Source organism: Streptomyces siamensis (assembly GCF_039543605.1).
In the GTDB taxonomy this organism is placed as follows: domain Bacteria; phylum Actinomycetota; class Actinomycetes; order Streptomycetales; family Streptomycetaceae; genus Streptomyces; species Streptomyces siamensis.
Genome location: NZ_BAABKB010000012.1, coordinates 24,041 through 36,599 on the forward strand (window position 1 = coordinate 24,041; position 12,559 = coordinate 36,599).

The window sequence follows — 12,559 nt, forward strand, 5'->3', positions numbered from 1 at the left end:
GGAGTACGCACATGGGTACCACGGTCGCCATCGCCTACCACTCCGGGTTCGGGCACACCACGGTCCTCGCGGAGGCGGTGCGCGACGGCGTGGCCGACGCGGGTGCCGACGCCGTGCTGATCGCGGTGGACGGCATCACCGATGAGGAGTGGGCCGCCCTCGACGCCGCGGACGCGATCGTCTTCGGCGCACCCACCTACATGGGCACCGCGTCCGCCGCCTTCCACGTCTTCGCCGAGTCGACGTCGAAGCGGTGGGCGGCACGGGCCTGGAAGGACAAGCTCGCCTCGGGGTTCACCGTGGCGGGCGCGATGAACGGCGACAAGCTGCACACCTTGCAGTACTTCTCGATCCTCGCCTCGCAGCACGGCATGCACTGGATCAACCTGGACCTGACGCCTGGCTGGTGCTCGTCGACGGGCTCCGAGCACGACCTCAACCGTCTCGGGATCACGCTCGGCGCGGGCGCCCAGGCCAACACCGACGAGGGCCCGGAGGCCGTCACCAAGGCCGACACGGAGACGGCCCGGCATCTGGGCCGGCGGGTCGCCACGGTCGCCAAGGGCTTCGCGGGGGTGGCACGTTGAGCTCCCCCGGGGCCACCGCGCTGGTCGTGATCGACAACGAACTGCTCAGCCACGGTGTCCGCTCCATGCTCAAGAGCATCCCCGCCATGGGGTCGGTGTGGGCCTGCGGCAAGGCGTCCGAGGCGATGGCGCTGCTGCCCGCGCAACGGCCGGACATCGTGCTGTGTCTTGGCTCGGGCCCGGACACCGCCGGCCTGGTGCGCGGGGCGGTGCGGCAGGGAGCACGGGCGCTGATCCTGCTGGAGGGCCCGGACCTCGACGTCCTCGACGAGGAGACGGTGCTCGCCGCGCACGGCTTCCTGATGCAGGCGGAGGTGACCGTCGACAAGCTCCGTGAGGCGGTGGACCAGGTGAACGCGGGTGATATTCCGCTGCCGCCCGCACTCGCCCGCAGTCTCATGTCGCGTTCCCGGCGAAGGCCGGAGCACAGGCCCTCGCGACGCATTTCCATCACACCCCGCGAGGAGGAGGTCCTGCATTTTCTGGCCGAGGGTCTGAGTAATAAGCAGATAGCACGTCGGCTCGGTATTTCCGAGCACGGCATAAAACGTCACGTCACCAATCTCCTGGCGAAGTTGAACGCCCCCAACCGGACGCTGGCGGTCGCGCTGGCGCTCCAGGAAGGCCTGATCAGAGCCGCGCAACCGGCGTAGACCGTACGTCGGAGAACAGGGCGTGCCGCCTCGGCGGCACGCCCTTTCCCGTATTCTCGGCGGCTTGACGACTGTGACCGGACCCTACCCGATCGGGTACCCCGACCGAGCACCCCGGAAGTGCATTACCGAATCCCGCGGGATGCGCGAATCTATTGGTGCGGCAAGGAAATCCGGAACGTCTCCCAAAAGGATGAGCCGGAAGGCCGAGGGTCCAGAAGGCCAAGGCCGTTCCGCAGGCGGGGGCGCGGCTCCACGCGAGCCGCGCCCAGCCCGGCACCGCTTCCCCTTCTCCGCCGCACACGCCTTCATCCGTACTCAGCCTCACAGGAGTCACGTCCGATGGAACTCACCAAGAAGACCTCGCACGGCGTCGGCATCAAGGCCGTCGGGGGCCGCATCCCGGACCGGGTGGTCACCAACGCCGAGCTGGAGCAGCTGCTCGACACGACCGACGAGTGGATCAGCAAGTTCATCGGCATCAAGGAACGGCGCTGGTCCGCCCCGGACGAGTGGACGTCCGACCTCGGCGCCGCCGCCCTCCTCGACGCCTGCGAGCGTGCGGGGGTCAGCCCGGACTCGCTCGACCTGGTCATCTGCGGGACCTACACCCCGGACCACATGATCCCGGCCGCGGCCGTGGGCATCATGCGCAAGGCCGGCATCCAGGGGGTGCCCGGCTTCGACGTGAACAGCGGCGGGTGCCCGGGCGGCGTCTTCGCCCTCGACGTGGGTGCCAAGTTCGTGAAGTCCGGTGACTACCGCCGCGTCGCGGTCGTGCTCGCCGACGTCAACACCAAGCTCTTCGACCCGGAGGACCGCACGGTCGGCGTCATCTTCGGCGACGGTGCCGCCTGCTACCTGTTGGAGCCGACCGCTCCCGGCACGGGCGTCGGTTCGGCGCTGCTGGCCAGCGACCCGAGCTCGTACCACACCGCGTACGTCAAGCGGGAGGACCGCACCTGGCCGGACGGCACCCCCAAGCTGTCGGCGTTCGGCAACAACTACTCCTACATGCACGGCCGTTCGGTGCGCGACTTCGCCCTGGAGCACATCCCGGGCTTCGTCGAGCAGCTGGTGAAGGCCGAGGGCATGACGGTCGAGGACATCGACCTGATCATCTTCCACCAGGCCAACTACCACATGATCCACGCCCTGATGGAGAAGATCGGCCTTCCCGCGGACCGTACGTTCACCACGGTCGAGCGGTACGGCAACACCTCGGGCGCGGGCGTTCCGCTGGCCCTGCGCGACGCGATCGACGCCGGGCGGGTCAAGCCGGGCGACAACGTGGTGCTCGTCTCCTTCGGGGCCGGCATGAGCCACGGCGGCACCGTGGTGCGCTGGGCCGCGGAAGACGACTTCCTGCTGGGTGCCTGAGATGACGGTCACCGCTGTCGGCGAACTCCCGGTCGGGAGCCGGGAGTTCAGCACCATCCAGGTCACCTGGGGCGGCGGGGTGGCCCACGTCCTGCTGAACCGTCCGGAGCGGCGCAACGCCATCGACCTCACGCTCGCCCGCGACCTGCTGGACGCGGTGCACCTGGAGCCGGTGGCCCGCGCCCGGTGCGTGCTGCTCACCGGGGCGGGCCCGCACTTCTGCGTCGGCGGCGACCTGAAGAGCTTCCGCGTCCAGCCGGACATCCCCGGTCACCTCCTGGAGGTGACCAGTCACCTGCACGCCGCGCTCGCCCGGCTGGTCGCGAACGACGCCCCGCTCGTGGTGGCGGCCGGCGGCCATGTGGCGGGCGCCGGCCTCGGGGTCGCCAGCCTCGCGGACGTACTGCTCACCGAGGAGGGCTCGACCTTCCGCTCCGCGTACGCGGCGCTCGGGCTCACGCCCGACGCCGCCACCAGCCACCAGCTCCCGCAGCTCGTGGGGCTGCGCCGGGCGCAGCGGATGACGATGCTCGGCCATGTGCTGGAGGCCGAGGAGGCCGTCGAGTGGGGGCTGTGCACCGAGGTCGTGCCGTCCGGGCAACTCGCCGGGCGGGCACGGCAGGTCGCCGAGCAGCTCGCTGCGGGTCCCACCCGCGCCTTCGGGGAGAGCGGGCGGCTGCTGCGCGCCGCCTCGCGCCGGGCGCTGGCCGAACATCTGGAGGACGAGTCGACGACGCTGCGGTCCACCGCGGGCACGTTCGACGCGGCCGAGGGCATCACCGCGTTCGTCGAACGCAGGCCCGCCGCCTTCCGGGGGCACTGACCACCGCACGCACGGACCGGGCACGCCGGACGAGGCGCGCGAGACGTACTGGACGAGACGAGGAGTCATGAACATCGAAGGGAACGTCGCCCTCATCACGGGCGGCACCTCGGGCCTGGGACTCGCCCTGGCCCGGCGGCTGCTCGCCGCGGGCGCCCAGGTCGTGCTGACCGGCCGCTCCGCCGAGCGGGGCGCGAAGGCGGCGGCCGAACTCGGTCACGACATCGGGTTCGTGCAGGGCGACGTCTCCCGCGAGGAGGACGTCGAGGCGGCGGTCGCCGAGGCCACCCGGCGGGGCCGGCTCGGCATCGCCGTCAACTGCGCGGGCTCGGCCCGCACCGGCCGGGTCCTCGGCCGCGGCGGCCCGCTGCCGGCCACCGAGTTCGAGGAGGTCGTGCGCGTCAACCTGCTCGGCACCTTCAACGTCGTACGACTGGCGGCCGCCGCGATGGCGGGCAACGAGCCGCAGGACGGCGACCGGGGTGTGATCGTGTGCACGGCGTCCATCGCGGCCTTCGACGGGATGGCCGGGCAGGCCGCCTACGCCGCGTCCAAGGCCGGTGTCACCGGGATGACGCTGCCGCTCGCCCGGGACCTGGCCAAGCACGCCGTCCGGGTGGTCACCGTGGCACCCGGCCTGTTCGAGACCCCGATGGTCGCAGGGCTGCGGGACGACATGCGGGCCTCGCTGGTGGGACAGACGCCGCACCCCCGGCGCATGGGCCGGCCCGACGAGTTCGCCTCGCTGGTCACCCACGTGGTGGAGAACCCGATGCTCAACGGAGAGGTGATCCGGCTGGACGGCGCGGTGCGTCTCGGTGTCGCGTGAGACGCACCGCCGCCGCCGTCACCCGCGGGGCCCGGCCTTCCCGACCGCCGTCGGACCGGCCGGGCCCCGCCTTCCCGGTTCCGGTCAGGCCGCCGCGGGCGACGCGGTGCTGCTCAGCTCCGCGGTGAAGCCGGTACGCCAGGTCGGGTACCGCGGAGTCCAGTCGAGCTGGAGCTTGGCGCGGGAGTTGTCCGCGCCGCGCAGCTGGGTCATGAAGGCAACGCCCCAGCCGCCGACCGCCATCCGGGCGAGCGCTGCGGGCGCGCCCTTGGGCTTGCGGGCGCCGAGGATGTCGGCGAGTTCGGGCAGCCACACGTTCATCGGTGCCGGCTCGTCGTCGACGACGTTCAGCACACCGCTGTAGTCGGAGTTGAGCGCCGCGACCACCGCGGCGGCCGCGTCCCGGGTGTGGGTGAAGGAGAAGGTGGCGGTGCCGCCGCCGACGAGCGGGACCTTGCCCGCCCGCACCTGCTGGACGAAGGAGCCGTCCTGGGCGTAGATCGTGCCCGGCCCGTAGAGGTGCCCGAGGCGCAGCACGGCACCCTCGGCGAGCAGCGTCTGCCGCTCCAGGTCACGCAGGGCGCCGAGCACCGGCACGAACTGCTTGGGCGGGTTCTTCCACAGCGGCGCCTCCTCGTCGGCGGGGCCGCTGCCGCCCGGCTCGTAGGCGTAGGCGAGCCCCTGGGCGACGACGCGTCGTACGCCGATGTCGCGGGCGACCTCGAGGAGGTTGCGGGTGCCCTCCGTGCGCAGCCGGTTGGTCAGTTCGAAGTCCTTGGCCAGGCGGCGCGGATTGATCTCGGCCGGGATGGCCGTGAGCATGTTGACGATGGCCTCGGGGGCGGCGGAGCGCAGCGCCTTGGCGACCGCGGCGCGGTCCAGGGCGTCCGCCTCGACGACCTTCGCGCCGAGCCGGTCGGCGGCCGTCGCGCTGCGTCCGGGGCGGGACAGCACGACCACGTCGTGGCCCGCCGAACGCAGCAGCGGCACCAGCTGCCGACCGATGACGCCGGTCCCTCCGGCAACGAGAACTTGCATGACTACTCCAGGAATCAGGCCCCGGCTGCCCGGGAACGATGGGTGACTTCAGGACGGGCGACGGCACGTCGCTGCGACAGTTCGTCGATGTGATGCTGGTCACTGTCACCGGTGAACCGGTCTATCTCGTGGGCGAGTTCGGCCAGCAGCCGGGGCGGCGGGTCGAGGAAGGCGTGGTGTCCGCCGGGCAGCGTCACGCTCCGGAAGGCGCCCCGCGCGGAGCAGGCCGCCCAGCCCGCCATCCGCTCCGGCGGCACCTGGTCGTCGTCGCGCCAGCCGATGGCGTGCACGCCGACGGGCAGCGGCACCGGGAGCTGGACGCTGTAGCGCTGGGCGGCGGTGACGTCGGCCCGCAGCACGGGGAGTCCGGCGCGGATGGTGCCGAGGGACTCGACGCCGCCCATGGCGCGGGTGAGCCTGCCGATCTCGGTGACGAGCTGGGCGTCGCTCATGCGCAGCAGTGGACCCCAGGGGCCCTGGTGCGGCGCCACCTGACCCGAGACGAACAGCCGCTCTGGAAGCGGGAGTCGGCGTCTGACCAGGTGCACGGTGAGCGCGAAGGCCTGCAGCGCCCCGGTGCTGTGTCCGAGCAGGGCGAAGGGTCGGTCGAGCAGCGGCAGCAGTGCTTCGGCGGCCCGCGCGGCGAACGCCTCGTACGTGCCGTAGTGCTCCTCGCCCCGGCGCGCCTCCCGGCCCGGCGGCTGGACACGGCAGAGTTCGGCGCCGGCGATCCGGTCCGGCCAGTGCCGGTAGGCGGAGGCGCCGAGCCCGGGGAACGGGAAGCAGAAGACACGGGCGGCGGCCTCCGGCGCGGGCGTGCGGGACAGCCAGGGTTCGGTCGGCACGGGGACACCTCCAGACGCGGTGGGGGGCGATGCCGGGTCAGCTCCTGTCCGTGCGGGCGGGCCCGGCCGGCGGCCGGGTCCCGGGGTGCGGCCCTCGGTCGCGAAGTCGCCTCAGCGGTGCCGTCGACAATTGGGGGCCCCGGGCATGGTTGGAGCCTTCCACAGCGGGAATTTGACTTCCGTAGTCAAGTCCATGCACCTCGGACAGTCAATCAAATCTGACACAGTGTGGCGATCCGCTACGGCGCAGCACGTCGGAGTGGGTGTGGCGGGAAATGGAGAGGAACAGACTTCGGCCATTGCCCGGGTACCCGCATTGACACGCTGACAATTGGCGGTAAACAAGAAGTCGCACCGTGCCCGCAACCACCCCCCATGCTGTGCAAGGGCATGTCAGTAAGCCCCTGGAGAAACATGAAACCGCCATTGAGCGCGTCCAGCGGCATCGGCCGGCGTCTGCGCGAGCAACGCCGACGGCGCGGCCTGAACCAACAGGACCTGGCCTCGGAGGACATCTCCGTCAGTTATGTGTCCCTGATCGAGACGGGCAAGAGGATGCCGTCTCCCGCGATCCTCGAAGCACTCGCCGACCGGGTGGGCTGCTCCGTGGAGTACCTGCGCACCGGGCGTGACGACAACCGGCTCAAGGAGCTCCGGCTCAAACTCGCCTTCGCCGACATCGCGTTGCGGGGCGGCTCCCACGGAGAGGCCCTCCAGTCCTACAGCGAGGTCCTCGACTCGGCCCGCCTCCTCGACGGACCCGCCCTGAGCAGGGCGAAACTCGGCCAGGCCCTGACCATGGAGAGACTGGGCCACACCGAATCCGCCCTCCAACTCCTGCACTCGCTCTACGAATCGCCCGACACCACACCCGGCTCGGCGGAGTGGGCCCAGCTGGCGACCGCGCTCTGCCGCTGTTATCGCGCCGCCGGCGACCTGGACATGAGCATCGAGATCGGCGAGAAGGCCACGCGCGTGCTCGACGAGCTCGGCCTGGAGTCCACCGACGACCATGTGCAGCTGGGCACCGCCCTGATGGGCTGTTACCAGCTGCGCGGCAATCTTCCGCGGGCCCACATGCTCGCGGCCCGGCTGGTCGAGACCGCGGAGCACACGGGTTCGCGGGTGACACGTGGCTCGGCGTACTGGAACGCGGGCCTGGTGGCCCACTCGCACGGCCGGACCAGTGAGGCCCTCGCCCTGATCGAGCGGGCCCTGGTGCTCATGGCGGAGACGGACAACGTCCGGCACCAGGCGATGCTCAAGAGCTCGTACGGCATCCTGCTGCTCGAGTCCCACACCCCCGAGCCCGAACGGGCGTTGCGGCTGCTGGAGGAGGCACGGCGGGAACTGGCCGAAGTCGGCTCGGCGACGGAGCGCGCGCTGGCCGGAATGGGTGTCGCCTGGGCCACGCTGCGCTGCGGCCGCGCCGCGGAGGCGGTGGAGCTCTCCGAGCGGGCGCTCGGCCTGTTCGGGGCGCAGGACTCCCCCGAGGCCGTCGAGGCACGGTTCATCCTCGGCGAGGCCCTGTTCGCCGCCGGGGACGCCGACCGCGGCGAGAGAGCGTTCCAGGACGCGGTGCTCCTGCTCGACGGGATCCCGCCGAGCAGGAAGACCTCGAAGCTCTGGCGCCGCATCGGCGACCTGAGACAGCAGCAGGGCCGCTCGGCGGAGGCCCTGGGCGCCTACCAACAGGCGCTCGCGGGTGTCGGGCTGCATCCGCTGCCCGCGTCCGAACCGCTGTCCCTGGAACAGTTGCCGATGCGCGAGGTGGTGCTCACCGAACCGCACCTGTGAGCCGGGGGCGGCCCTCCCGGCCTCCGGGACCACGGGCCGGGGGGCTCGTCCCGGTGCGCCCGGGACGAGCCCCGCGCGGCCCACGGAGCGGGGCGGTTCACCCCTTGAGGATGTCGGCGGCGGCCTGCTCGCCGGAACGGACGGCACCTTCCATGTGACCGTTCCAGAAGGTGGCGGTCTCGGCGCCCGCCCAGTGGATGACGCCTGTGGTCTTCCGGATGGCGGTGCCGAACCGGGTGAGGACACCGGGTGGCGTGAAGCCCGGCGCGCCGCCGCGGGTGTACTCCTCGGCGTCCCAGCGTCCCAGCACGAACTCGGTGGGCGTGGCCGCCTTGGAGCCGAAGTACCGGGTCAGGTCGTCGAGGATGAGCTGCTTGACGGTGGCGTCGCTCTTGTCCTCGACCGCACGCATCTGGTCGCCGTCGAGGAAGGCGAGCAGGGCACCGTACGAGCCGTCGGGCGGCGAGTTGTCGAAGGTGCTGCGCGTCGTCCCGGTCAGGGCCGCCACCTGGCCGTTGAGGCCGGCGTCCCGCCAGAAGGGCTTGTCGTAGACCGCGATGGCCTTGCCGATGGAGGAGAGGGGGAAACGCTGGGTGAGCTGGTCGCGGGTCGCGGGCAGCGCGGGGCTGTAGACGATGCGGCCGGCGAGTGTGGGCGGCAGCGCGACGACGACCGAACTCGCCGACACCGCGAGGTTGTCGGCGACGACGAGGGCGGAACCGCCGGACTGGACGATGCGGCGGACCGGCGTCTTCAGGACGACCTTGCTGCCGAGGGCGGCGGCCATCTTCGTGGCGATCTGGTACGGGCCGCCGACGAAGCGTGAGTCGCGGGCGCCGCCGAGGGTGCTGATGAGGCGGGTGAGGTTGCCCGGGTTGGTCTCGTTCCCGGAGACGGCTATGTAGGAGAGGATCCAGAGCAGCGAGATGTCGCGGGACTCGGCGGAGAGCGCGCCGTTGGACATCAGGTGCAGGATCGTCTTCGCGTCGGCGTTGGTGACGTTGCCCTCGATCCAGCTCGCGAAGGTCTGGCCGTCCAGTTCCTCGGCCTTCGGCGCGGCCCAGGGTGTGTCGACGGGGACGGTCGAGGCGAGCGTGTCGAGCTGGTAGATGGCCTGGCCGAGCGCCTGGTAGGAGTCGTTGTCCATGGGCGGCAGCGCTCCGGTGTAGCGGATCGCCGTGCCGTCGGCGGTGTAGTAGATGCTCTCGCCGGTGTTGTAGCCGGTGAACGTCTTCACGCCGAGTTCGTCGGCGAGCGCCTGGAGCCGGGTCTGGGTGGGGCCGGTGAACTGACCGCCGCGCTCGATGGTTCCGCCGTTGGCGAGACGGATGTCGTGGACGCGCCCGCCGACCCGGTCACGGGCCTCCAGGACCAGCACCTTCTTGCCGGCGGCGACCAGTTTGCGGGCCGCGGCCAGGCCGGCGAGTCCCGCTCCGACGACCACCGTGTCGACGACGGCGTCGGCGCCGTCGACGGTCTGCGCCCTGGCGGGGGTCGCCACGGCGGTGGTGGCGGCGCCGGCCCCCAGGGCGACACCGGCCCCGAGGAGGCTTCTGCGGTTCATTTGCGGTCTCATGATTCCCCTTCGAATGCGTGGCATGGCTTGCTCTGCGTGCTCGGGACGTGGGCGTGCCCGTGCGGTGCTGCGCGGTGCGTCGTGAGGAAAGGGCTACGCGTCCGTCCTATCAGGACCGGACCAAGTGTTTCGAAATCCCGTGCGGATACGGGAAATTGTCCGGGGGCCGCCTTCGCACTGCGTCAAGTTCCGTGGACAGGAATATGCGTTGTGGATACAACGGCAGTCACCGGATTTCTCGGGAGGGTAAAAGGATGTCCGCATTCCGCCACGAACCCGTGCTCGTACGGGGCGCCGAGGCCGAGACCATCGGCCATGCCACCGGCGCCGCCTTCCTGCTCACCGACTCGGCGAGCACGGCGGGCGCGCTCAGCTGCCACCGGGTGCTGCTCGCCGCGGGAGCCGACGGTTCCGCACCGCACTACCACGCCCGCTCCTCGGAGCTGTTCTACGTCGTCTCGGGCGCCGTGCAGCTGCTCAACGACGACAAGGTCGTCGAGGCGGGCCGCGGCGACCTCGTCGTCGTACCGCCGTTCATGCCGCACGCCTTCGCCGCGGTGCCCGGATCGGAGGCGGAGCTGCTGATCACCATCACGCCGGGCGTCGACCGCTTCGACTACTTCCGGCTGCTGGGCCGCATCGTCAACGGGGAGGCCCCGTACTCGGACCTGCTGGCCGTCGAGGACAGCTTCGACAGTCACTCGGTGCAGAGCGAGATCTGGGCGGCGGCGCGTTCCCCGCAGGCCGCCTGAGGGTGCGTCGACGCGCCCTACGCACGCGTTCCACGAGGGCCCGCGGCATCCGGACCGGCAGGACGTCTGCACTGCCGGTCCGGGAGTTCGCGGGTCCTGCCGTGCGGGCGCGGGACTAGTCCCACGGGCCGAAGCCCGTCACCCGGTCGACGGTGGTGCGGACGACGAATCCGGTGGCTCCGGCGAAGCGTTCGGCGGGCCAGGTCCTGCCGTCCTCCAGGTACGGTGCGGCGATCCGGCCCAGCAGGGCGACGGCGCCGCCCTCCAGGACCTCGGCGGTGCCGTGCGCCACGAAGTGGTACTCCATGCCCTCCGGGCTCCTGACGCCGGCCGCCATGGACAGGGCGACCCGCGGGTCGCGCCGCAGATTGCGGATCTTCTGCTGCGCGTAGAGGTGCCCGGAGACGATCCGGTCCTCCTCGTCGAGCCCCACCCAGACACAGGCCACCTGCGGACTGCCGTCGGGGTTGAGCGTGACCATGTGCGCGAGACGACCGGAGGTGAGGGCCCGGCGCACCGGTTCGGTCAGTCGGTAGGCCTTCGTGGTGGTCAAGGTGGTCCCTCTCTCACTGATCAACCAGCCGGTAAAAGGGAAACAGCTCCCGCCGCCCGACCCCTGGCGGCGGGAGCTGTGCGGGGACGCCGCTTCGGAAAAGCGTCCCCGGCCTGTGGGGGGAAATTGCGGGAGACCGCCGGCGTGAATCCGCCGGACTCCCGTGTTCCGGTCCTCCGCTTTTCGGATCTGTTCGTTCCGAGTTTCCCGGGTATTCGGATCGACAGGTCCTCGGAGAATCGCGGAAGTTCCCTGGCCCCGGTCGCGACGCGGGGCCGGTGATTCCTTCCCGTACGGTGCGCCGTGCGGCACCGTGTCGGGTGGCGCGGGTCTTTCAGGGGGACATGGCGGCCACGGCGGGCATGGCCGGGATTCCCCCGTGACGGCGCAGGACACCGGCCGCCCGCCGGGCCGCGAGCCGCTCCAGGGCCTGGAAGCCGTGGGCCGCGGAGGCCAGCGTCACATGGTGGTGCCAGCCCCGGAAGGAGCGCCCCTCGAAGTCCACGAGCCCGCACTCCTCGCGCAGCCGGCCCAGGTCGTAGCGGGAACGCCAGCGCAGCTTCGCCGTGGAGACGAGGTCCGGCAGCCGGCGCGAGCCGAGGTTGGTGACCCAGTAGGTGCGCGGTTGCGGGCGTCCGGCCGGCCATTCGACCAGAAGCTGGCGGGGCCGGCGGAAGCGGCGCTCGCCGTGCCGGGCGGTGGGCCCGCCGGGTCCGGCCGGGATCTGCGCGGCGAGGAACTGCGACTGCCGAACCCGGCTCTCGACGCCCTCCCGCCAGGCGAGCGTGACGCGGGCGCTGCGCCGGCCGGCGGTGTGCATCATGTCGGCGGCGGTGCCCAGCACGACCGGCGATCCGTTCGCCGAGGGTGCCGCGAGCAGCGGCGCACCACCGGAGACCTCGACGAGATAGCCGAGCCCTCGGGCCTCCAGGCCGTCGAGCAGAGGCAGTACGTCGGGCTCGTGCCGCCAGTCGGCGAGGATCGGGGCGGGCTTGAGGTCCCACTCCTGCACCATCTCGTCGAGGCTGTCCAGGACGTGCCGCCAGCGCGGCTGATGGCGCTCGACGTCCGGCACCCGGGCGGCGCCGCGCCGCCGGTCGTCGTCGTCCCAGTGCGGTGGCATCAACAGCCGCCAGTTCACCGGGATGCTGGCCTCCTCGGTGGCGAGGGAGACGGCCAGACCCAGCTGGCAGTTGGCGGTGCGTCCCTCGGCCGGCACGTACTGGCGGGCGACGCCCGCCGAGTGGTTGCCGTTCTTCGGGAAGACGACCTCGTCCACGACCCAGGCGTCGGGCTCGGCGGCCAGGAACACCTGCTCGGCGAGCCGCTTGCGGACGTCGGTGCATTCCCAGGGACTTTGGCTCACGAACTGTTGCAGCGACTGCGAGGCGCGGCGGCCGAGGACGTGCTCGGAGATACGGGCCGGCGTCTTGCGGCCACTGGCATCGAGCAGTCCACGCACATAGACCTCACCCCAGCGACGCTGGTCGGAGCGGGCGAATGGCGAGAAGAGATACGCGCAGTATTCGGAGAGACCGTCTCCCCAGCCCCGCTCCCGCGTGGCGTTCAGGTCAGCGTTCAAAGACATGGAGACCCCCTGCGTGAAGCATCAATGACAGTTAACTCCGCCTGTGAAAATCTGTCAAGTCACCAGTCAAGCAGGGAGTTGACGGGGTGTCACACAACAACGGGCGGAGCCTCCGACCTGCGGAGACTCCGCCCGTTG

The 12,559-nt window shown here is 71.3% G+C and carries 12 protein-coding genes; 7 read left to right on the forward strand and 5 right to left on the reverse strand.

Annotation, left to right across the window (positions count from 1 at the left end):
- Positions 1 to 11: 11 nt before the first annotated feature.
- From ABEB03_RS18415 to ABEB03_RS18435, 5 genes are all read left to right on the forward strand, one after another.
- On the forward strand, positions 12 to 587 hold the full coding sequence (locus tag ABEB03_RS18415; protein ID WP_345649836.1) for a flavodoxin family protein: 576 nt from the start codon (positions 12 to 14) through the stop codon (positions 585 to 587).
- Positions 584 to 1,240 carry a response regulator transcription factor gene (locus tag ABEB03_RS18420; RefSeq protein ID WP_345649839.1) on the forward strand — a complete coding sequence of 219 codons (657 nt, stop codon included), beginning with the start codon at positions 584 to 586 and terminating at the stop codon, positions 1,238 to 1,240. The genes ABEB03_RS18415 and ABEB03_RS18420 overlap by 4 nt, the downstream gene beginning before the upstream one ends.
- A gap of 342 nt (positions 1,241 to 1,582) precedes the next feature.
- Positions 1,583 to 2,620 (forward strand): 3-oxoacyl-ACP synthase III family protein, encoded by a 1,038-nt coding sequence (locus ABEB03_RS18425; protein WP_345649842.1) that lies wholly within the window; start codon positions 1,583 to 1,585, stop codon positions 2,618 to 2,620.
- A 1-nt stretch (position 2,621) separates the two neighbouring features.
- The gene (locus tag ABEB03_RS18430) at positions 2,622 to 3,443 is read left to right on the forward strand and encodes an enoyl-CoA hydratase/isomerase family protein (protein ID WP_345649845.1); all 822 of its coding nucleotides are present in this window, start codon (positions 2,622 to 2,624) and stop codon (positions 3,441 to 3,443) included.
- Positions 3,444 to 3,510: 67 nt separating this feature from the next.
- Positions 3,511 to 4,272 carry an SDR family NAD(P)-dependent oxidoreductase gene (locus ABEB03_RS18435; protein WP_345649848.1) on the forward strand — a complete coding sequence of 254 codons (762 nt, stop codon included), beginning with the start codon at positions 3,511 to 3,513 and terminating at the stop codon, positions 4,270 to 4,272.
- Positions 4,273 to 4,356: 84 nt separating this feature from the next.
- On the opposite strand, the gene ABEB03_RS18440 is transcribed toward ABEB03_RS18435, so the two are convergent.
- On the reverse strand, positions 4,357 to 5,310 hold the full coding sequence (locus tag ABEB03_RS18440) for an NAD-dependent epimerase/dehydratase family protein (RefSeq protein WP_345649851.1): 954 nt from the start codon (positions 5,308 to 5,310) through the stop codon (positions 4,357 to 4,359).
- A 14-nt stretch (positions 5,311 to 5,324) separates the two neighbouring features.
- Positions 5,325 to 6,155, reverse strand: coding sequence for a thioesterase II family protein (locus tag ABEB03_RS18445; protein WP_345649854.1), 831 nt, complete (start codon positions 6,153 to 6,155; stop codon positions 5,325 to 5,327).
- A gap of 414 nt (positions 6,156 to 6,569) precedes the next feature.
- Between ABEB03_RS18445 and ABEB03_RS18450 the strand changes: the two genes are divergently transcribed.
- Entirely contained in the window at positions 6,570 to 7,952 is a 1,383-nt protein-coding gene (locus tag ABEB03_RS18450) for a helix-turn-helix domain-containing protein (protein WP_345649857.1), read from the forward strand.
- 97 nt (positions 7,953 to 8,049) lie between these two features.
- Here the strand turns inward: ABEB03_RS18450 and ABEB03_RS18455 are convergent, their stop codons facing one another.
- A complete protein-coding gene (locus tag ABEB03_RS18455) occupies positions 8,050 to 9,516 on the reverse strand; it encodes a flavin monoamine oxidase family protein (protein ID WP_345649860.1) in 1,467 nt (488 codons plus the stop codon).
- Positions 9,517 to 9,782: 266 nt separating this feature from the next.
- Here ABEB03_RS18455 and ABEB03_RS18460 point away from each other — a divergent pair, with 266 nt between their 5' ends.
- Complete coding sequence (locus ABEB03_RS18460; protein ID WP_345649863.1) at positions 9,783 to 10,280, forward strand: cupin domain-containing protein; 498 nt, start codon at positions 9,783 to 9,785, stop codon at positions 10,278 to 10,280.
- Positions 10,281 to 10,395: 115 nt separating this feature from the next.
- On the opposite strand, the gene ABEB03_RS18465 is transcribed toward ABEB03_RS18460, so the two are convergent.
- Together ABEB03_RS18465 and ABEB03_RS18470 are read right to left on the reverse strand one after the other, a co-directional pair.
- Positions 10,396 to 10,833: a TIGR03618 family F420-dependent PPOX class oxidoreductase gene (locus tag ABEB03_RS18465; protein WP_345649866.1), complete on the reverse strand. Its 438-nt coding sequence runs from the start codon at positions 10,831 to 10,833 to the stop codon at positions 10,396 to 10,398.
- 334 nt (positions 10,834 to 11,167) lie between these two features.
- The gene (locus ABEB03_RS18470) at positions 11,168 to 12,421 is read right to left on the reverse strand and encodes an IS701 family transposase (RefSeq protein WP_345649869.1); all 1,254 of its coding nucleotides are present in this window, start codon (positions 12,419 to 12,421) and stop codon (positions 11,168 to 11,170) included.
- Between the last annotated feature and the right edge of the window lie 138 nt (positions 12,422 to 12,559).

Excerpts from the sequence above, each read along its gene's own strand:
- ABEB03_RS18415 (WP_345649836.1), top strand. The coding sequence starts at position 12 with ATGGGTACCACGGTCGCCATCGCCTACCACTCCGGGTTCGGGCACACC.
- ABEB03_RS18425 (WP_345649842.1), top strand. The coding sequence starts at position 1,583 with ATGGAACTCACCAAGAAGACCTCGCACGGCGTCGGCATCAAGGCCGTC.
- ABEB03_RS18430 (WP_345649845.1), top strand. The coding sequence starts at position 2,622 with ATGACGGTCACCGCTGTCGGCGAACTCCCGGTCGGGAGCCGGGAGTTC.
- ABEB03_RS18435 (WP_345649848.1), top strand. The coding sequence starts at position 3,511 with ATGAACATCGAAGGGAACGTCGCCCTCATCACGGGCGGCACCTCGGGC.
- ABEB03_RS18440 (WP_345649851.1), bottom strand. The coding sequence starts at position 5,310 with ATGCAAGTTCTCGTTGCCGGAGGGACCGGCGTCATCGGTCGGCAGCTG.
- ABEB03_RS18450 (WP_345649857.1), top strand. The coding sequence starts at position 6,570 with ATGAAACCGCCATTGAGCGCGTCCAGCGGCATCGGCCGGCGTCTGCGC.
- ABEB03_RS18455 (WP_345649860.1), bottom strand. The coding sequence starts at position 9,516 with ATGAACCGCAGAAGCCTCCTCGGGGCCGGTGTCGCCCTGGGGGCCGGC.
- ABEB03_RS18460 (WP_345649863.1), top strand. The coding sequence starts at position 9,783 with ATGTCCGCATTCCGCCACGAACCCGTGCTCGTACGGGGCGCCGAGGCC.
- ABEB03_RS18470 (WP_345649869.1), bottom strand. The coding sequence starts at position 12,421 with ATGTCTTTGAACGCTGACCTGAACGCCACGCGGGAGCGGGGCTGGGGA.